Below are 19,072 nucleotides of genomic sequence, written 5' to 3'. Positions count from 1 at the left end.
TCAATTGCTAGTCTTATTCCAACAGTGTGCTTCTAATTAAGTTTTTATAAATTGGCCCCCATGAAAAATCTTTCCTTTCTCCTTTTCTTTATGATCAGTTCTATTCCTTTGGTAGCACAGCAAAAAACTCCAGCGAAACTAATTTGGGCTGATGAGTTTGAGCAGGATGGTTCGCCGGATCCAGCTAAATGGAGCTACAATATCGGGGATCATGGATGGGGAAATAATGAACTTCAATACTATACGGATGAATTAAAAAATGTTCGTATAGAAAACGGGAAATTAATTATTGAGGCGCATGCAGACCCTTCCAAAGCAAAAGGATATACTTCAGCAAGGCTGGTCACCAAAGGAAAAGCAGCATGGACTTATGGGTATTTTGAAATAAAAGCAAAACTCCCAGAAGGCGTCGGCACATGGCCTGCAATCTGGATGCTTTCTGAAACGAACCCTTATGGCCGTTGGCCAAAAAGTGGTGAGATTGATATCATGGAGCATGTAGGCTTTGATCCTTCCGTAATCCATGGCACGGTGCATACTGAGGCTTTCAACCATTCCATCGGGACAGATGTGGGTGAGGTAAAATCAATTCCTGATTTCAATACTGAATTTCATACTTATGCGATCGATTGGAAAAGTGACAAAATTGACTTTTACATTGATAATGCCTTGTATTTCACATTTGAAAATTCAGAGAAAAGCACCGCCGAATGGCCATTTGATCACCCATTCCACTTGATTTTAAATATCGCTGTTGGTGGGAACTGGGGAGGTCAAAAAGGAGTCGACACTTCTATTTGGCCACAAAGAATGGAAATAGATTATGTTCGGGTTTATTCCGAAAAACCATTCTAAAATTTAAATCTCGATTAGATTTGCTAAATAAAACCAAAAGGAATCAGTGATTTGTTTGGGATTATCTCCCAAAGGTTATTTATTAGAAATACAAAAACAGTTAGCAAAACAAACAAGACATGCAGGATTCGGTAAGTAAACGCAAAAAAATCAGAGCACTGGTGATCATAAGCTTTTTACTATTACTGATTTACGCCAAAAACTTAATCGAACGTTCTTCCTTCAAAGAGATCAGTCGCGCCTTTTCGGAAGTATATGATGATCGATTAGTGGTGAAAGGATACATTTTTGATATTTCTGAAAACCTTTTCAATATTCAGGAATTAATAGATCACTGTGATCTGGACTATGACTACAGCAATATTATTGATGAAATCACAACCAGTGAAAATGAAATTCTGGATATCATTGCTGAATTTGAAAACACAAAATTGACTGAAGAAGAGGCTGAATATCTAAGCGACTTCAAAGAAATCATACAGAACGACTTGAACATAAAGAGTTATGAATTATTGTATTCTGACTCTTCAGGGGTAAATATCGAACAAGTCAAAAGCTATGACGAAAAGATTTCCCGAGCTCGAAAAGATTTAGAAGGGCTTTCTGACATACAGCTTTCGGAAGGTAAGAAAGTGATGGGAAAAGCCAAATCTTTGATTAATCGCTCCCAAATCTGGGCTCAATTTGAGGTCGCCTTGTTGCTACTTATTTTGATCGTACTTTATTTATTACTTTTCAAAAATTTCAGTTCCAAAGAAGAAACAGATCAATAAAAATCTCACAAAAAAACCTGCCAGTTATAATTCCGGCAGGTTTTTTACTTCTAACAAGTACTAGAGATTTTAGATCGCGTAAGCTTTGTCTCCTTCATTCCAAGGAATACAAGGATCGAATCTACCAGGAACCTCTACGTAATTAAGTGCCTGAGTCGCCCCAATCTCTGAGGAGAAATAACCCAAGACAGTAAGGTCTCTAAGCATATTGATCACTTTAGCCTCTCCGCCTTTACTGGTCTTATATTGTTCATACATGCCATTCAGGTAAGCTAATCGATCTTCAGCCGAAGCTTCTACGAAATCAGAACCTTTGGTAGATTTGAAGTCTTTTCGAATCGAATTTAACCCATCTACAAAAGTCTTTTGCTGCTCAGCATCATAGGTATCTTTCACCATCATCACCATAAAGGCTCCAATGCCAGTAGCTTTTGCACCTGGTGTATCTGTCTCTGGAATGATCGTGTCACCTATCTCATCCAAAAAAGCAATGTCCTCGGGGCTGAAGTTTAGACCTTCGATTTGCTGCTCGGGAGCACATCCTGTCAGGATAGCCGTAGAACCGACCATCGTTCCTCCCATCATTACCATGACGCTTTTAAGTGCGTCTCTTCTATTCATAGCCATAGTCTTTTCTTTTTTGGATTAAAGGTTTTGCTTTTTCAATTCATCCACTGCGAAAGCCGCCGCACGAGCTGTCAAAGCCATATAGGTTAAAGATGGATTCTGCGCAGCTGCAGAAGTCATACAGGCACCATCAGTTACAAATACATTTTTCGCATCCCAAACCTGGTTGTTCCCATTTAAAACAGAAGTTTTTGGATCACGACCCATTCTAGCAGTCCCCATTTCATGGATTCCTTGACCAAAAGTATATCCAGCATCGAAGGTTTTTACATTTTTAAAACCTGCTACCTCAAGCATTTCGGCTGCATCAGCCATCATGTCTTTTCGCATATTGATTTCATTTTCCTTGATCTCTGCATTCATGACCAAAGCCTCCATACCCCACTTATCTTTGACGGTATCGCTTAACTTGACCGTATTCTCATGATAAGGAAGAATCTCTCCGAATGCAGTGAAACCAATGCTCCATGGTCCTGGCTCAGTCAGAGCTTCTTTCATCGGAGCTCCAAAATTAAGCTCAGCGACATCTCTGTTCCAGCCGCTTCTACTTGCCCCACCTTGATATCCAAAACCTCTTAAGTAATCTCTTTTTTCTCCATTAAGATTTCGGAATCTTGGAATATAAAGTCCGGTTGGTCTTCGACCAAAGTAATATTTGTCTTCATAGCCATCTATTTGTCCATTTGCACCAAGTCGGAAATGATGGTCCATGACGTTATGACCTAATTCTCCAGAGCTTGATCCCAATCCACCTGGCCAAATATCAGTTGCAGTTCTCATTAAAATTGCAGACGAGTTGAATGAAGAAGCACAAAGGAAAATGATTTTTGCATCATACTCCACAGTCTGATTTGTCTCCGCGTCAAGCACTTCTACACCAGTAGCTTTCTGCGTGTCTTTGTCATAAATCAACCTTCTTACGATCGACCAAGGTCTCAGCGTTAAATTTCCTGTAGCTACTGCCGCAGGTAATGTTGAAGCTTGAGTACTGAAGTATCCACCAAATGGACAACCCAATGAACATTTATTTCGATATTGACATCCTGGACGTCCAGGAAGTGGTTGAGTGATATTCGCCGGTCTACCAATAGTCCAAGTTCGGGCATCCTTATAATGTTCTTTAATCCGTGCAGCGGCATCTTTTTCTACACAGTTCATTGGCATTGGAGGCATAAACTCTCCATCTGGAAGAATTGCCAAATTATCCTTAGAGCCAGAAACACCTGCAAACTTTTCTACATGGCTGTACCAAGGAGCAATATCCTTGTATCGGATTGGCCAATCCACAGCGATTCCTTCTTTGGCATTTGCCTCAAAATCAATATCTGCCCATCGATAAGACTGACGGCCCCAAAGTAGGGAACGACCTCCGACTTGATAGCCTCTAAACCAAGTAAATGGTTTTTCCTCCACATATGGAGATTCGTCCTCATGTGCCCACCAGTCTAAATTCAACTCATTCAAGACATAATCTCTTCTGAGGTTTGGGTGATTTTCAAGTTGCTCTTGTGTTCTTCTTCCTCTATGCGGAACCTCCCATGGCGGGATAGTAGCAGTTTTATAGTCTTTGATGTGATCCACATTTGGACCACGCTCGAGAAGCAATACTTTCAGTCCCTTCTCTGTCAGCTCTTTGGCAGCCCAGCCACCACTAATCCCCGACCCCACAACAATTGCATCGTACGATTGATTTGCCATAAATTGGTTTTTTGGTTTGTTAAATATTATACATCACAGACTTGCACAGCCTGCGCTAATGACCCCATTTTATCTGCAGATTTCGGAATAAACTCATGAGAGACGTATCCCTTATATCCTGAATCCACGATCGCCTGCATGATCGGGGTATAGTTGATTTCCTGATTTTCGTCCAACTCATTACGGCCGGGGTTACCTGCTGTATGATAATGACCGAAATATTCATGATTTGTTCGTATGCTTCGGATGATATCGCCCTCATCGATCTGCATATGGTAAATATCAAAAAGCAACTTAAAATTATCGCTGCTCAATCTTTTACACAATTCAACCCCAAAAGCAGATTTATCACACAAATAATCCTTGTGATCCACACGACTGTTGAGCAGTTCCATTTGAACAATTACTCCATGCTTTTCTGCAATAGGAATAATTCGCTCCAAACCTGCTTGACAGTTTTTCAACCCTGTCTCATCATCCATTCCTCTCCGATTACCAGAAAAGCAGATTAAATTTTTATAGCCTGCCTTTGCGACCAAAGGAATCACCTCAGCATAATTTTTTTCAAGTTGATCATGAAACTTTGTCTCTCCAAAGCCATCCACCAAGCTAATCTCAGCACCATTACACATGGAAGAATAAATTCCGTGCTTTTTAAGGATTTCCCAATTATCAGGTCCGATAAGATCGATTCCTTTTATACCGATTTTCTTTATTTCTATACAAAGTTCTTCGAGTGTGTAATCCCTAAAACACCAAGCACAGACACCATGATTGATATTTCCTTTTAGCGAGTTTTGCTTTTCTTTCTTAAAATCCATGGATGTAAGTGCCCCGAAAGCTGCCCCTCCAAGGAGAACTTTCTTAAAGGAATCTCTCCTTCCGGAATCAATAGGTTTGGTCATGAGGGTTTATTGAGGTGAGTTTATTTTCTCTTTTTTGAAAAGAGTGATGAAAAATAATAAAACCAAGACAGAAATACCAGAAGGAATTAACCAAATTGATTTCCAATCGTGATTACCTGCTACATTTAAGAAATTATTAGACACTAATCCCGCTATCCAAAAACCTATCAACATCCCTATTCCGTAGGTCGCCAAGGTAATTAAACCCTGTGCAGAAGATTTGAATTTAGTCCCAGCATGAGAGTCAGTATAAATTTGTCCACTTACAAAGAAGAAGTCATAGCAAACACCATGTAAAAGAACTCCTATCAACAACATCCAAACTCCTTCGTCAGCATCTCCAAATGCGAAAAAAACATAGCGAATTGCCCAAGCCAGCATGGCTACGATTAAAGTCTTTTTAATCCCAAATCGCGTGAAGAAAATCGGTAGTGCTAACAAAAACAAAACCTCCGAAACTTGTCCCAAAGCAATTTTTCCCGTTGAATTCTCAACCCCTATTTCGGTCATGAAAGGGCTAACATTTTGATAATAAAATGCCAATGGGATGCAGATAAGAATAGATGAAATAAAGAAGATCGCAAAGTTCCTGTGCTTCAACAATGCCAGCGCATCCAGCCCTAGAATCTCTGAAATTGTACTTTTCCCACCGGTCCTCGCCTGTGGAGGCGTATGAGGAAGTGAAAAACTATAAACCCCCAAAACCAATGATACAATAGCCGCCATCAACCAAGTATAGCGGAGTAAGCCCTCTTTCAAACCATCCTGACTATCCCAAGCAAAAAAGCTGATCAATAACCCCGCAGCAATCCATCCAATCGTACCCCAAACCCGAATCACAGAAAACTCTTTAGCAGGATTTGTCATTTGATTAAAGGAAATTGAATTTACCAGTGCCAGAGTAGGCATGAAGAGAATCATGTAGGCTAACAGAAATGGAAAAAAGCCACTAAAATCAGTCGAATTGTACATCACATACATTAACCCTGCTCCAATCAAATGTATCACGCCTAAGATCCGCTGCGCATGAAAATACCTGTCAGCAATTAATCCTACTATAAATGGAGCTATGATTGCTCCAAAGGATTGGGTTGAAAAAGCAAGAGAAATATCCTGGTCTTTGGCCATCAAATTTGAACCGAGGAAAGTCCCCATTGTCACATACCAAGATCCCCAAACAAAAAATTCAAGGAACATCATTACAGACAAGCGAGACTTTGTGGCTAAATTCATAGGGCTGAATTAGTGGTAAATATTGGGTTAAGTACTTCCCAAAGTTTAGAGTTTGGGCTTTTTCCTGTATTTTAAGCAGTTCCTTTGATTTTCTGAAGAAAGAGGTCATTTTATTTTGAAAAAGCCACTCATAACCTGTTGTTGCTTCTGATCATTTATTGCCTCTTCTAAGTTAATTTTAGAAGGAAATTACCTGATAAATCTATTATTTTAAGAATCAATAATTGAATCAACAAGTCTTTTTTATTATGACAACACCCAAAAAACTTAAAATAGGATTGATTGGTGGAGGCCCCGGCTCATTTATCGGAGCGATCCATCTGAATGGAGCTTTGATGGACGGAATGTTTGAAGTAGTTGCCGGAGCATTCAGTTCAAATCCTGAAAAATCAAAACAACGCGGCGAAGAATTGATGCTGGACCCAAATCGAGTATATGGTTCCTATGACGAAATGTTTGCTAAGGAGCTAGCCTTGCCAGAATCCGAAAGGATAGACGTTGTAGTGATTGTAACTCCCAATAACGTGCATTTTGATCCCGCTGTAAAAGCATTGAAAAACGGATTTCATGTGGCTTTAGACAAGCCTTTGACCTTGAATTATCAAGAGGCAAAAGAGCTATACCATATCGTTAAATCCTCCGATAAGCGGTTTCTCCTGACCCATACTTACTCAGGATACCCAATGATCAAGCAAGCAAAACAAATGATTGCAAATGGGGAGATCGGAAAAGTAAGAAAAGTATATGTAGAGTACCCGCAGGGCTGGTTGTTCAAACTTTTAGAATCTGAAGACAATAAACAAGCACAATGGAGAACAGACCCTAAGCGAAACGGTTTGGCAGGCTGCATGGGGGATATCGGTACACACGCTTTCCATATGGCAGAGTATGTCACAGGGGAGAAAGTAGCACAAATCTGTGCAGATCTTTACATAAAAATCCCTGGCAGACCAATCGATGATGATGGTGTAGTTTTGATGCGCTTTGAAAATGGAGCATCTGGAGTTTTGATGGCCTCTCAAACCGACACTGGAGCAGAAAACAATTTGAAAGTGCGGGTCTATGGTGAAAAAGGAGGCTTAGAATGGGAGCAAGAGCTCAATAACACACTTCTTGTTCGATGGCCAGAAGGTCCAGATCAAGTATATCGTGCTGGAACCGGATATCTCGGTTCCATGGCTCAAGAGAACTCCCGTACTCCGGCAGGCCACCCAGAAGGGTATGTGGAAGCTTTTGCTAATCTCTATCGGAATTTTGCTAGATGTATTTACGCTGATCGGGCTGGTCAAAAGCCAAAGCCAGAATGGGAAGATTATCCTGGAGTGGAGGATGGGATTCGGGGAATGGCTTTCATTGATCACGTTTTGAAAAGCAATGTATCAGATCAAAAATGGACCCCATTTGTGGTAGAAAAATAAATTCTTAAACCTAAATAACTTATTAAAAATGAAAACGATCAAAGGCCCAGCTATTTTCCTAGCACAGTTTGCGGATAATGCGGCACCTTTCAACAGCCTGAAAAATATTTGTACCTATATGGCCGATCTTGGCTATAAAGGTGTTCAGATCCCATCTTGGGACCCAAGAATGATCGATCTCCAAAAAGCTGCGGAAAGTAAAACCTATGCTGACGAGATCGCCGGCATTGTTGCAGAATCAGGAATGCAGATCACTGAACTTTCTACCCACCTGCAAGGGCAATTAGTAGCGGTACATCCAGCATATAATGAGCTTTTCGACGGCTTTGCTCCAGCAAATCTAAAAGGAGACCTTAAAGGTAAATCCGAGTGGGCTACCCAACAGTTAAAATATGCAGCGAAAGCTTCCAGCAATTTAGGCTTAAATGCTCATGCTACTTTCTCAGGTGCATTGATGTGGCATACCGTTTATCCATGGCCACAGCGACCTGCGGGATTGGTAGAAACAGGTTTTACCGAATTGGCAAAGCGATGGCTCCCAATTTTAGATGAGTTCGATTCTTACGGAGTAGACGTATGCTATGAGCTCCATCCAGGTGAAGATTTGCACGATGGCGTTACTTTCGAGATGTTTTTGGAAAAAGTGAATGGCCATAAGCGTGCAAATATCCTTTATGATCCAAGTCACTTCGTCCTTCAGTGTTTGGATTATTTACAGTTCATTGATTTCTATCATGATCGAATTAAGATGTTCCATGTAAAAGATGCAGAATTCAATCCAACCGGTAAGCAAGGAGTCTATGGAGGCTACCAAGGTTGGGTAGAGCGAGCAGGAAGATTTAGATCATTGGGAGACGGACAAGTTGATTTTGGTGGTATTTTTAGCAAACTTTCCCAATACAATTATGATGGCTGGGCTGTCTTGGAATGGGAATGTGCAATAAAGCATCCAGAACAAGGGGCCGCAGAAGGGGCTCCATTTATTGACGCGCATATCATTAGGGTAACCGAAAAGGCATTTGATGATTTTGCTGGAATGGGAGCTGATGAAGCATTTAATAAAAAAATATTAGGCATTTAAAAACTACACAAATAAAGAACAAATGAAAATGAACAGATTATTAGGAATGGGAATGATGGCATTGGTCGGAATGACTTTTGCCTGTGGAGGTGGAGAAAAAACGGCTGAGACAACTGCAGAAGCAACACCAGCTGCGCCAGCAAAAGAGATGACTCTTGAAGAAAAATATCAAGATGATCCTATTTATATCAAAGGCATTGAGAAAATAAAAGCATCTGATTGTTTGTCTTGTCATATGGTAGAGCGAAAGATCGTAGGTCCATCCTATGCTGAAGTTGCTGCTAAATATGAGAGTACAGAAGAGAATGTCACTATGCTCGCCCAAAAAGTAATCAATGGCGGTGTAGGCGTTTGGGGTGAAATCCCAATGCCTCCTCACCTTTCATTAAGTGAGGAAGATGCAAAAGATATGATTCGATATGTATTACTTCTTAAAAAATAAGTCATGGATAAAAAATATCTAGCTGCAGCAGCACTGGCATCTTTGCTAGTTGCTTGCTCTGGAGAAAAAACTGTTGAAACAGAGGAAACTGTGACGGAGGTTGCTCCTGCAGAGGAATGGATTGATTTGTTCGACGGTAAATCTTTCACAGGCTGGCATAAATACGGAGGAGGGGAAGTCGGTAAAGCCTGGAAAATAGAAGATGGCGCCATATATCTTGATGCGGTCAATAAAGACGGTTGGCAAACTGGAGACGGCGGAGATATAGTGACAGATGAAGAATTTGAGAATTTCCATTTAAAGTATGATTGGAAAATCGCTCAAAACGGAAACAGTGGGGTGATATTTTTCATCAATGAATCACCTGAATACCAATATCCTTGGCAAACTGGTCCTGAAATGCAGGTTCTTGATAATGAAGGACACCCGGATGCCAAAATTATCAGCCATAGAGCAGGTGATTTATATGATCTGATTGTGAGCAGTGAAGAGACTGTAAAACCTTATGGAGAGTGGAATCAAGCTGAAATCATCGCTGATCATGGTAAACTTGAATTTGTATTGAATGGAACCACAATCGTTAGCACGACAATGTGGACTCCAGAATGGGAAGCGTTAATCGCAGGTAGCAAGTTTAAAGACATGCCTGGTTTTGGAAAATTCAAAAAGGGCAAGATTGCTCTTCAGGATCACGGTGATCTGGTATACTACAGAAACATCGTACTTAAAAAACTTTAAAACTAACAAATGGAAAGGCCTCGAAAATTTCGAGGCCTTTTTTTATAATCTAGTCACTTTGTCTTTTTTAATAAAAGCAGGCTTCTCTTTCCATTCTATTTCATACCAGTTATCCTTGCTGGACTTTATTCTAACTCGATGACCTGGCTCCACCAGTTCTACGAACTCTCCGCCCGCTGTAGGTTTTGAAACAATAATAGTTGGACTGGAAGTTATCAATCCAGTTCTCGGGCTTTCCAGAAAATTATTTGCCAGGAAAATAGAGACTATAAGCAGCACAGTAGGCCAATAGGTCTCTTTCTTTTCAACTTTTCGCCCGGTCCACCAATTTGAAAAAACTGACAATAGGAGGAAAACTGTCAAAAGTCCTACGATATATTCTTTGTATTCTGTTAGAAAAATTAGGAACCGCTGAGAGTCTGACACTTCATACCCTACCAAGGAATTTTGACCGGTAAGACTTTTTATCTTGGTAATTACCTGCGGATTTGGAGCAAGATCATAATATTTACTTAAGTACAGCGTAGCCTGTTCATTATCCCCAATTCCCTCTTCAATAAAAGCCATTTTGAGTAACATTGAAGTAGAATACAAGCCCTCTTCATAGTTGGCTCTATAAATCTCCATTGCTTCTTTATAACTTCTTTGGCTAAATAAGGAATCTGCTATTTTTAGATCATTTACATCTGCCTGACAATTAATACCTTGCAGAAGCAAAGTAAAAAATATCAAAAGTTTTGTGAGAAAGATTGAATTCAGGTTTGGCATTTAGATTCTAGTCGCTTATTTTTGCAGTCCAATAACGACAATGATCTGGCAAAAAGCAAGCCTAGGGAGTCAAATTGAAAGGTTTTTGACCCTTTTTGAGAGGTTAAAGTTTCTGAAAATTAAAGTCAGAAATAAATATGATTCCGTAGCTCAGCTGGTAGAGCAATACACTTTTAATGTATGGGTCCTGGGTTCGAGCCCCAGCGGGATCACAATGAATATTAACTCGCAAGGAGTTAAAAAGAAAGTTTCGGGGTGTAGCGTAGCGCGGTATCGCGCCACAGTTGGGATGTGGAGGTCGTAGGTTCGAATCCTGCCACCCCGACTTTATATTAAGGTTGATCGAAGTTTTGAAATACCTCGATCTTATTTCATCCGGGTCCTGTAGCTCAACCGGATAGAGCAACTGCCTTCTAAGCAGTAGGTTTCAGGTTCGAGTCCTGACAGGATCACATTAATAACGAAGCGGAATTACGTTCCGCTTTTTATTTTATTATCATTTACCGATTCCTTAGCTCAGCTGGTAGAGCAATACACTTTTAATGTATGGGTCCTGGGTTCGAGCCCCAGAGGGATCACAAAAGCAGTCCAAACGGGCTGCTTTTCTTGTTTTTACCTATCCCAAGGTCCTGCGAGTATTATTCACGGATTTTCATTTGCTTATTCATATATAAATGTGGATTGTTGGAGCATGAAAAAACTGCTAACTCTGCTCTCTATCATTTTCATTTTTGCTTCTTGCTCTACCCCAGCATCTGATGATCATTTTTATGACCCCGGCATTTCTTTAGAGCTTGCAAAATTCAGAAAGCAACAAGTTTCGAACATCCATTACATCATTGACTTTTCTATTCCAAAGAAAAAAGAGGATAGCATCAATTCTTTTTTGAAACTAGAGCTAACTATTGCAAACCTTGAACATCCACTCATTTTGGATTTCAACGAAAAATCAGAAAACATCAAATCAATTCATGCCAATGGTGAAAGCATAAAAATCATACATGAAAAAGAGCACATCATCATCGATACAGAATACCTTAAATCAGGCTCTAATCAACTCGAAATAGAATTTATTGCAGGTGACCTATCCCTAAATAGAAATGATGATTTTCTATATACACTCTTGGTCCCTGACCGAGCGAGTACTTTATTCCCCTGTTTTGATCAGCCTGATTTGAAAGCTCATTACACATTAAGTATCACTGCTCCGAAAGATTGGGAAGTATTAGCTGGGGGAACTGAGATTCATTCAATTGAAGAAGGTGAATTCATTAAGCATGAGTTTAGGAAATCCGATCTAATGAGCTCCTACCTTTTTTCATTTGTTATAGGTGATTTTCAAACTGCAAATTCCAGAAAAATCCTTCCTCAAAAAATGCTTTATCGAGAGACAAATCAAGAAAAGATTGAAGCTAGTATTCCCGAGTTATTTGATCTTCATCGTAAATCAGTAGACTTTTTAGAGGATTATACAGGATATTCATTTCCTTTTCAAAAATTGGATTTTGCGACAATTCCTATTTTCCAATATGGAGGAATGGAACATGTGGGAGCAATTCAATATAGAGAATCTGCTTTATTTCTGGATAGCAATGCTACAGATTCAGAGCTTTTGAGTAGAGCTAAATTGATAGGACACGAGACAGCACATATGTGGTTTGGAGACTTAGTTTCAATTGAATGGTTCAACGATGTTTGGATGAAGGAAGTCTTTGCAGGATTTATGGCTGGCAAAATAGTGAATCCTAATTACCCTGAAATCAACCATGAGCTATCTTTTTTAACTTCAAACTATCCCTCCGCCTATGGCGAAGACAGAACTGCAGGAACCAACCCCATTAGACAAAATCTCCCAAATTTAAAAGATGCCGGCTCGCTTTATGGTAGCATTATTTATAACAAAGCTCCTATCATGATGAGACAGCTTGAGACAGCCATGGGAGAAGATGCATTTCAAAAAGGAATTCAAAATTATATAAAGAAGTATGCGAATGGGAATGCCAACTGGAATAATCTTGTCGACATTTTAGACGAAGAAACATCCATAGATCTTCAAAAATGGAGTGAGGTTTGGGTCAATCAGTCAAGTCGCCCCATATTTTCAGAGCAAATTTCAATCGACCAAAATGGGAATATCGCTGAATTTTCAATCTCACAAAAGGCAGAAGATGGATCAAAGAAAATCTGGCCTCAGTTATTTGATGTCACCTTAGTGTATTCTGATCATCTTAAAAACATCCCTGTCGCAATTGAAAATGATATACTCTCTATTGACGAAGCTATCGGGTTAGAAAAGCCTGAGACAATCTTATACAACAGCAATGGTCTAGGATATGGCGTTTTCCCTATTGATTTGAAGGCTCTGGAGAACTACTCGAATCTCGAGAATGAAGTAATGAGAGCACATAGCTTTATAAATCTATATGAAAATACCCTACTGGGAAATGTGTCTGCTGAAATCGCTTTAGAGGCCATTCGAAAAGGGATTAGTACCGAAAAAAATGAAATACTGATCAGGCTACTAGCATCAGAGGCGAGTAGTCTGTTCTGGACTTTTCTTCCCGAAGAAAAAAGAGAGGCTATTCTGCCGGGTTTTGAAAACCAGGTTTGGGACTTGCTCCTTTCTGACCTACCAGCGAACATTAAAAAAAGTTTGTTTTCGCTGTACAGTGGAATTGCTTACTCTGATATTGGTAAAACCAAACTTTATAGCCTTTGGAATAAAAGTCTAGAGATTAAGAACCTAAAGTTAAACCCTGACAACTTTACCTCTTTAGCGATGACTTTGGCGCTATATGGCCATCCTAAATCCGAAGAAATTTTAGATCAGGAAAAGTCAAGAATTACCAATCCAGATAAATTGAATCGATTTGACTTCCTGAGACCTGCACTATCTCAAAACCACGCAGATCGAGACAGATTATTCGAATCCTTCAAAGAAGCTTCAAATCGGGAAAAGGAATCCTGGGTTTTGGATGCTTGTGAGTATATCCACCACCCTTTGCGTCAGGCAGAAAGCGTAAAACATGTTACACTTTCATTAGCTCTTTTAGATGAGATTCAGAAGACAGGTGATATTTTCTTTCCAAAAAGGTGGATTACATCGACTGTTGGACAATACACTTCAAAAGATGCTGCTGATCAAGTGACCAACTTCCTGAAGGAAAACCCGAGTTTTAATCCAATCTTAAAAAACAAAATACTGCAGGGTACCGATGACCTTATGCGTGTGCAAAGAATTTCAGGAATCGAAAATTGATTAGAAGCTCAATGGATCCAAGTGTTTAAAATGGCCGTTTTGGGCTATTTTTTCTTTTGCCTGCTCTGCAGCTTTAATCGCAGGGATAATTCGTTTAAAATGATTTACCAAAAATCTGGTACGCTCTGCCTCGGAGACCATTTTAAGCAACTCCAATTCCTCTTCTAAGCTAAGCCCGATTTTATGGGAAAAAGTGTAAGAATTTACAGATTTCGGATCTATTTGCGCATCATATTTCAAGAGGTAAAGCATCTCCTTCAAATAAAAAATATATTCTTGATTTAAGAAAGAGTCTAAGGTGGGATCATTCGGGAGAAACTCTATATCACCGCCAGCATACTCTTTACCTGGGGATGGATTATCAAATGAACTTATCCGAAAAGGTTGAATGCCAATAGTTTTAATATCCAACCTCCCGTCTTCATAACGCTTATAAACTTGATCAAGCCGTACCAAAGTACCAAAGCCAGAGATTTTGTCTAAAAAAGTACAAACACCAAAAACACCTCCTTCGATCTCAATATCAGCAATAAGCTGCCTATACCTCGGCTCAAAAATATGAAGATTCAACTCTTCATCAGGGAAAGCAACTAGTTTGAGAGGAAAAAAAGGGACGTACATTTTTTGGTTTTAGTTTTAATAACTGACGCAGGCTGATTTTGGTTTCCAAAAAAAAAAGCCGGTTAAAAAACCGGCTTTAAAAATTATTTGCTCGCGATGTAAGTCAACAAATCAACTACTTTGTTGGAATAACCCCACTCGTTATCATACCAAGAAACTACCTTCAAGAAGGTGCTGGAAAGTTGAATTCCTGCGCCTGCATCAAAAATAGATGTTCTAGGGTCGCCTATGAAATCATTTGAAACCACAGCATCTTCAGTATATCCCAAAACTCCCTTCATGGTAGTTTCAGAAACCTCTTTCATCTTGGCGCAAACTTCTTCGTAAGTAGCAGGATTCTTCAATCTAACTGTCAAATCAACCACAGACACATCTGGAGTAGGAACTCTGAATGCCATACCAGTAAGCTTGCCATTCAATTCAGGAATCACCTTGCCAACAGCTTTTGCAGCTCCGGTAGACGATGGGATGATATTTTGTCCAGCACCTCTTCCGCCTCTCCAGTCTTTCGCTGAAGGACCGTCAACAGTTTTTTGAGTAGCAGTAGTAGCGTGAACAGTAGTCATCAAACCTTCTTCGATTCCCCAGTTATCATTCAAGACCTTGGCAATTGGAGCTAGGCAGTTAGTAGTACATGAAGCGTTTGATACAAACACCATGTCCGGAGTATAAGAACCTTCATTTACACCCATGACAAACATTGGTGTATCATCTTTGGAAGGTGCAGACATGATTACTTTTTTAGCACCTGCATCGATATGTCCTTGAGCAGTTTCTTTGGTCAAAAAGATACCTGTAGATTCGATCACATAATCAGCTCCGATCTCTCCCCACTTCAAATTAGCTGGGCTTTTTTCCGCAGTTACTCTGATCGTATCTCCGTTTACAATAAGATTTCCGTCTTTTACTTCTACTGTGCCTTTGAACTGCCCGTGAGTCGAGTCATACTTCAACATGTAAGCCATGTAGTCTACATCGATCAGGTCATTGATTCCTACGACTTGAATATCACTTCTTTCTTGGGCCACTCTGAATGCCAGACGACCGATTCTTCCGAATCCGTTGATTCCAACTTTAATTTTGCTCATTTTATTATTGATTAACGTATAGGTTTGATTCTAAAAACTCCTACGGGATAGCCACTTTTGGCTAAAAATTCCTGTCGAATGGCTAAGTTATTACAATTTTTTGGCTAGCCCAAACTATTCCAATGCTTAACTTAATCGACTCTATTCCAAGGGGAATTCAATCGATTTCGAAGAAAAAGAATCGTAAAAATTTTATAAAAACTCAATCTAAAATTAGATTTCTTAATTTAAGGATCTAAAATACAGAGATTTTTAATGTTTGTTAAAGCCATTCAAGATGTCGCTAAATTCACTCGAGCGATCCATTCTATTTCAAGAAATTTTGGTTCAACACAAATTCAAAAAGGTTCGGCAACACTTTTCTTTGTCAATCGGGAAGGATATGCGCTGACCTGCAAACATGTCGCCCAGTGGATCAGTCAAGCTGACCAAATCAATCATCGATATTCTAATTTTCAAACTCAAGCAAAAGAACTGGGAGCAGGACAGCGGCACGCCTTAGCAAAGAAACTTGGTCTTTATGCAGATCAAACCAGTGAGATGCGGATCACCTTTGTGGATTGTGTTGACAAAATCAGCAATCTCAAATTCCACCTCCACCCAATCTATGATTTAGCCTTAATCAAGTTTGAAGGTTTCGATAAAATTCTTTTCCCAGATATTCCAGTTTTTCAGAAAGATGAAAGCGCTATTCAACCTGGGGCAATGCTGTGCCGTCTTGGGTTTCCGTTTCCGGAATTCAGCAATTTTGGCTTGGATCAAAACTCACAAACTCTTGTATGGACCAAAGAGGGAAATGCCCGCTCGCCTAGATTTCCTATTGAAGGAATGCTCACCCGTTTTTTAGGGGACAATTCAGGAAAAGTATATGGGATGGAACTCAGTACTCCTGGACTTCGTGGCCAAAGTGGCGGCCCTTTGTTTGATTCTGAAGGTAAAATCTTTGGAATGCAAAGCAGGACAAAGCATTTGCATCTAGGTTTCGATATAGAAGAGAAAGATATTATTGCCCATGGTAAAGCAAAAAAAGTGAATGATTATGCTTTTATCCATTTGGGCGAGTGTATTCACGTTTCCGTGATCAAAGAATTTTTGAGACAGCACCATGTTGCTTTTGAGGAGGGGTAAAAGCGGATCTCTTATCACCCCATAAAAGACCCGCCAAAAAAATACTTAACACCCTTTAAGGGTATTTAAAACAATAATCTATACTAACCAAGGATGTTGAAACATGCGCTATTGATAGATAAGTGCTATCAAATCATAAATAGCTGCTTATTTTTCTTTTAAAAGATCTTTTTTCTTTTCGATGGCTTGCTTCGCATGCTGGATCGCTTTTTCCACCAAATCGACTTTGATGGATTCATTTCGAGTCTGACGCACTTCCTGAATCCAGATTTCCGGATTCTTCTTCCCTTTGGACTGATTGATACTTCGGAGAGTCACAGCGATATTTTCTCTAATATTAACAATTTCGGCGATTTCCTGATCCGAAAACTCATCCTTGTACTTGGTGTGGATCAATTCTGAAGGAAATATATGGTCATAGTCATAAGGATCTCCTCCCCATAACTTCCCTCCTGTGTAAGTGTCAATATAGAAAGCCGTACCTCTTCCTTTTAAAACAGCTTCAGCATGAAGTTGTGCCTTTATTTTTTCAAAAGCCTTATTGATTTCTCCTCGATGATAGGGTCTGGACATAGTTTATAATGCTGGAGAGTGCTTTCCTTTATTTGAGCCTGAAGGGTGGCGAAAGCAGGGAGCGGCTGTGAGGTTTGCTAAGCTATGATTACTGGTTCCGCAATACTTGCATGTATAGCTTGACTTTTCAGAACCTTCATACAATTTGTGCTTCCCTTTATTCGAACCTAAAGGATGTCGAAAACAGGGAGAAGCAGTCAAGTTAACTACAGAAGTGAATTTAGTACCGCAGTATTCGCAGAGTGAGGTGGGCATGAGAGATTATTAAGAAAATTATTATTTAATATAAATACTATTAATAGTTAATCTACGGTCATTGCTTATATTATACTTGTTAGCGTACCTTTCTGGAATTTTCTGTTCAGCCTCTGATATTGGCCCGTCTTCTAGCAGTTCATTGATTTGCTCTATATAATGCCTTTCTTCCTTTGAATAATGCTTAATCAATAGTTCGGTTTCAACAATATTCGCTTCTTCTGGGCTAAGTCCATACTTCAATATTTTTTTGTTTAATACTTTTCTTTCTTGATCATCAATAATTTGATCATCATCTAGCATTAATTGAACATCCTCCTTGTATCGAGCCATATTTTCATGTATTACCTTCGATATGTTAGGATCAACATTACTTAAATGCAAATCTTCTACATTCGCAAAATCAACAGATATCTTCCATTCAAATTTGGAATTTCTATTAGTATTAATCTCATAGTCTTTGGAGCCAGAAACATTGACCTTAGCCAAGGCGACTTTTACTCCAGCTTTTATGTTAATAATTTCATGATTTGAAACAAACTCATTTTGTATGCTGGAGATAGTTTCTTGATGTTGATTTATATTTCCACCAAGCCTTTGATTAGCTAATCTTTGCCAACTCAATTCTGTTTTAAACCAAACCAGATTTTCAGGAGTAAATGGCGCCTTACTTGGTGAGAATGTTTGAACTTTATCTATCTTTATACTTGATTCATTACTATTGCTAGAAGTTGATTGGTTTTTTCTCTCCACATTTACTCCGTATAATTTAGTGTCTGATTCCAAACTTTTCTGAGATTCCAAAAAATCATTTTGATGAGTGGAAACTGCCTTGGCAGAAGATATCTCTATTCTTGTAGCGCCTAAACATTGTAGTAAATATGTAAACTCATTGACTCTATCATAAAATAATTCTTCTTGAAACCCATTTATTGGAATATAGAAATCATTCTTTAATGGATGACAAGTATAAACTTCATTCATGTGAGGATGACCAATTGGAAAATATATTTTATATGGAACATCATTATGTTTTAAAATCCTTAGATCATTTGTTGGAATATTGACGACATTCTCCATCATAAAGATTGTTTTTCTTTTATGATAGGGAATATTAATGAATTCTGTTTTAATTTTCTGGTATGTATATTCTTTTAAACTAGAAGCATTCTTTTTCTTTTCTTGATCTCCAAATACTTCTTCGGAATATGAATAGCTAACTATACTATTTAAATAATCTTCTTTAGCGAATAAAATCCCACCTTGTAATAAATGTGCATTGGGAGAATCCATATTTTCTCTATTACACATTTCTATAAATTCATTTATTGTTAATAACGCCTCATCATAATTTTCAATTCCTTTTAGCGATGTGGCCTTATTCAGATAAAAGAAAGACGCTGCTGAATCAGCAATATTCGAAACATCGTAATGTTTAGCGTAGTCATTCAACAAATTTAATGCTTCACTAAATTCTGATTTTTCTATATTATTTTTTAGAGGTGTCCTTTTAATTGCATATATTTATAGCTTTTCAAACGCTCAAAATGGATATATTTAAAGGTCAAGGAGTCATAGAGTTCAGTAAAAGCTTCCAAACTGAACTTGAC

General features: G+C 39.0%; 17 protein-coding genes and 4 tRNA genes. 12 read left to right on the top strand and 9 right to left on the bottom strand.

All coding sequences use genetic code 11. The features are described 5' to 3' along the window. Nucleotides 1-60 precede the first annotated feature (60 nt). Together P8O16_RS19245 and P8O16_RS19240 are read left to right on the top strand one after the other, a co-directional pair. On the top strand, nt 61-855 hold the full coding sequence (locus tag P8O16_RS19245; protein WP_300317602.1) for a glycoside hydrolase family 16 protein: 795 nt from the start codon (nt 61-63) through the stop codon (nt 853-855). Nucleotides 856-974: 119 nt separating this feature from the next. Beyond that, nucleotides 975-1,628: an MCP four helix bundle domain-containing protein gene (locus P8O16_RS19240; protein ID WP_300317599.1), complete on the top strand. Its 654-nt coding sequence runs from the start codon at nt 975-977 to the stop codon at nt 1,626-1,628. A 69-nt stretch (nt 1,629-1,697) separates the two neighbouring features. Here P8O16_RS19240 and P8O16_RS19235 read toward each other — a convergent pair whose 3' ends face one another. The 4 genes from P8O16_RS19235 to P8O16_RS19220 are packed head-to-tail and all read right to left on the bottom strand — an operon-like array spanning nt 1,698 to nt 6,091. Continuing rightward, on the bottom strand, nt 1,698-2,255 hold the full coding sequence (locus P8O16_RS19235) for a gluconate 2-dehydrogenase subunit 3 family protein (protein WP_300317597.1): 558 nt from the start codon (nt 2,253-2,255) through the stop codon (nt 1,698-1,700). 18 nt (nt 2,256-2,273) lie between these two features. Continuing rightward, nucleotides 2,274-3,953: a GMC family oxidoreductase gene (locus P8O16_RS19230; RefSeq protein ID WP_300317594.1), complete on the bottom strand. Its 1,680-nt coding sequence runs from the start codon at nt 3,951-3,953 to the stop codon at nt 2,274-2,276. 26 nt (nt 3,954-3,979) lie between these two features. Then, nucleotides 3,980-4,858 (bottom strand): TIM barrel protein, encoded by an 879-nt coding sequence (locus P8O16_RS19225; protein ID WP_300317592.1) that lies wholly within the window; start codon nt 4,856-4,858, stop codon nt 3,980-3,982. A gap of 6 nt (nt 4,859-4,864) precedes the next feature. After that, nucleotides 4,865-6,091: a nucleoside permease gene (locus tag P8O16_RS19220; protein WP_300317590.1), complete on the bottom strand. Its 1,227-nt coding sequence runs from the start codon at nt 6,089-6,091 to the stop codon at nt 4,865-4,867. Nucleotides 6,092-6,339: 248 nt separating this feature from the next. Between P8O16_RS19220 and P8O16_RS19215 the strand changes: the two genes are divergently transcribed. From P8O16_RS19215 to P8O16_RS19200, 4 genes are read left to right on the top strand one after another with little or no spacing between them, the layout of a single operon-like run. Further along, nucleotides 6,340-7,509, top strand: coding sequence for a Gfo/Idh/MocA family oxidoreductase (locus P8O16_RS19215; RefSeq protein WP_300317588.1), 1,170 nt, complete (start codon nt 6,340-6,342; stop codon nt 7,507-7,509). A gap of 28 nt (nt 7,510-7,537) precedes the next feature. Then, nucleotides 7,538-8,590: a sugar phosphate isomerase/epimerase gene (locus P8O16_RS19210; RefSeq protein WP_300317585.1), complete on the top strand. Its 1,053-nt coding sequence runs from the start codon at nt 7,538-7,540 to the stop codon at nt 8,588-8,590. Between the two features lie 28 nt (nt 8,591-8,618). Next, entirely contained in the window at nt 8,619-9,032 is a 414-nt protein-coding gene (locus tag P8O16_RS19205; RefSeq protein ID WP_367182853.1) for a c-type cytochrome, read from the top strand. A gap of 3 nt (nt 9,033-9,035) precedes the next feature. Continuing rightward, nucleotides 9,036-9,770 (top strand): DUF1080 domain-containing protein, encoded by a 735-nt coding sequence (locus tag P8O16_RS19200; protein WP_300317580.1) that lies wholly within the window; start codon nt 9,036-9,038, stop codon nt 9,768-9,770. A 42-nt stretch (nt 9,771-9,812) separates the two neighbouring features. Here P8O16_RS19200 and P8O16_RS19195 read toward each other — a convergent pair whose 3' ends face one another. Continuing rightward, on the bottom strand, nt 9,813-10,502 hold the full coding sequence (locus P8O16_RS19195; RefSeq protein WP_300317577.1) for a hypothetical protein: 690 nt from the start codon (nt 10,500-10,502) through the stop codon (nt 9,813-9,815). 175 nt (nt 10,503-10,677) lie between these two features. On the opposite strand from P8O16_RS19195, the gene P8O16_RS19190 reads away from it, so the two are divergent. The 5 genes from P8O16_RS19190 to P8O16_RS19170 all read left to right on the top strand — a co-directional run bounded on the left by P8O16_RS19190 (nt 10,678) and on the right by P8O16_RS19170 (nt 13,797). Beyond that, a tRNA-Lys gene (locus P8O16_RS19190) sits at nt 10,678-10,750 on the top strand. Nucleotides 10,751-10,789: 39 nt separating this feature from the next. After that, a tRNA-Pro gene (locus P8O16_RS19185) sits at nt 10,790-10,863 on the top strand. Between the two features lie 53 nt (nt 10,864-10,916). Continuing rightward, nucleotides 10,917-10,990, top strand: a tRNA-Arg gene (locus tag P8O16_RS19180). 53 nt (nt 10,991-11,043) lie between these two features. Then, nucleotides 11,044-11,116: transfer RNA gene (locus P8O16_RS19175), tRNA-Lys, on the top strand. Nucleotides 11,117-11,229: 113 nt separating this feature from the next. Further along, nucleotides 11,230-13,797 (top strand): M1 family aminopeptidase, encoded by a 2,568-nt coding sequence (locus P8O16_RS19170; protein ID WP_300317574.1) that lies wholly within the window; start codon nt 11,230-11,232, stop codon nt 13,795-13,797. Here the strand turns inward: P8O16_RS19170 and P8O16_RS19165 are convergent, their stop codons facing one another. Continuing rightward, nucleotides 13,798-14,418: an LON peptidase substrate-binding domain-containing protein gene (locus P8O16_RS19165; RefSeq protein ID WP_300317572.1), complete on the bottom strand. Its 621-nt coding sequence runs from the start codon at nt 14,416-14,418 to the stop codon at nt 13,798-13,800. It abuts the gene before it with no gap. An 83-nt stretch (nt 14,419-14,501) separates the two neighbouring features. Further along, entirely contained in the window at nt 14,502-15,506 is a 1,005-nt protein-coding gene (gene gap, locus P8O16_RS19160; protein WP_300317569.1) for a type I glyceraldehyde-3-phosphate dehydrogenase, read from the bottom strand. A 255-nt stretch (nt 15,507-15,761) separates the two neighbouring features. Between gap and P8O16_RS19155 the strand changes: the two genes are divergently transcribed. Next, a complete protein-coding gene (locus P8O16_RS19155; protein WP_300317567.1) occupies nt 15,762-16,634 on the top strand; it encodes a serine protease in 873 nt (290 codons plus the stop codon). A gap of 147 nt (nt 16,635-16,781) precedes the next feature. Here P8O16_RS19155 and P8O16_RS19150 read toward each other — a convergent pair whose 3' ends face one another. Together P8O16_RS19150 and P8O16_RS19145 are read right to left on the bottom strand one after the other, a co-directional pair. Continuing rightward, on the bottom strand, nt 16,782-17,207 hold the full coding sequence (locus P8O16_RS19150) for a hypothetical protein (protein ID WP_300317564.1): 426 nt from the start codon (nt 17,205-17,207) through the stop codon (nt 16,782-16,784). Nucleotides 17,208-17,483: 276 nt separating this feature from the next. After that, a complete protein-coding gene (locus P8O16_RS19145) occupies nt 17,484-18,914 on the bottom strand; it encodes a hypothetical protein (RefSeq protein WP_300317560.1) in 1,431 nt (476 codons plus the stop codon). Nucleotides 18,915-19,072: the final 158 nt, after the last annotated feature.

Source organism: Algoriphagus sp. (assembly GCF_029254265.1).
Taxonomy (GTDB): domain Bacteria; phylum Bacteroidota; class Bacteroidia; order Cytophagales; family Cyclobacteriaceae; genus Algoriphagus.
Note: the sequence above shows the minus strand (reverse complement) of the source record. Positions and strands in the feature narration are given on the sequence as shown.

What these genes read in the sequence shown, in the direction of transcription:
- P8O16_RS19245 (WP_300317602.1), top strand. Translation starts at nt 61, where the DNA reads ATGAAAAATCTTTCCTTTCTCCTTTTCTTTATGATCAGTTCTATTCCT.
- P8O16_RS19165 (WP_300317572.1), bottom strand. Translation starts at nt 14,418, where the DNA reads ATGTACGTCCCTTTTTTTCCTCTCAAACTAGTTGCTTTCCCTGATGAA.
- P8O16_RS19205 (WP_367182853.1), top strand. Translation starts at nt 8,619, where the DNA reads ATGAACAGATTATTAGGAATGGGAATGATGGCATTGGTCGGAATGACT.
- P8O16_RS19155 (WP_300317567.1), top strand. Translation starts at nt 15,762, where the DNA reads ATGTTTGTTAAAGCCATTCAAGATGTCGCTAAATTCACTCGAGCGATC.
- P8O16_RS19220 (WP_300317590.1), bottom strand. Translation starts at nt 6,091, where the DNA reads ATGAATTTAGCCACAAAGTCTCGCTTGTCTGTAATGATGTTCCTTGAA.
- P8O16_RS19210 (WP_300317585.1), top strand. Translation starts at nt 7,538, where the DNA reads ATGAAAACGATCAAAGGCCCAGCTATTTTCCTAGCACAGTTTGCGGAT.
- P8O16_RS19170 (WP_300317574.1), top strand. Translation starts at nt 11,230, where the DNA reads ATGAAAAAACTGCTAACTCTGCTCTCTATCATTTTCATTTTTGCTTCT.
- P8O16_RS19230 (WP_300317594.1), bottom strand. Translation starts at nt 3,953, where the DNA reads ATGGCAAATCAATCGTACGATGCAATTGTTGTGGGGTCGGGGATTAGT.
- P8O16_RS19215 (WP_300317588.1), top strand. Translation starts at nt 6,340, where the DNA reads ATGACAACACCCAAAAAACTTAAAATAGGATTGATTGGTGGAGGCCCC.
- P8O16_RS19235 (WP_300317597.1), bottom strand. Translation starts at nt 2,255, where the DNA reads ATGGCTATGAATAGAAGAGACGCACTTAAAAGCGTCATGGTAATGATG.
- gap (WP_300317569.1), bottom strand. Translation starts at nt 15,506, where the DNA reads ATGAGCAAAATTAAAGTTGGAATCAACGGATTCGGAAGAATCGGTCGT.
- P8O16_RS19150 (WP_300317564.1), bottom strand. Translation starts at nt 17,207, where the DNA reads ATGTCCAGACCCTATCATCGAGGAGAAATCAATAAGGCTTTTGAAAAA.
- P8O16_RS19200 (WP_300317580.1), top strand. Translation starts at nt 9,036, where the DNA reads ATGGATAAAAAATATCTAGCTGCAGCAGCACTGGCATCTTTGCTAGTT.
- P8O16_RS19225 (WP_300317592.1), bottom strand. Translation starts at nt 4,858, where the DNA reads ATGACCAAACCTATTGATTCCGGAAGGAGAGATTCCTTTAAGAAAGTT.
- P8O16_RS19240 (WP_300317599.1), top strand. Translation starts at nt 975, where the DNA reads ATGCAGGATTCGGTAAGTAAACGCAAAAAAATCAGAGCACTGGTGATC.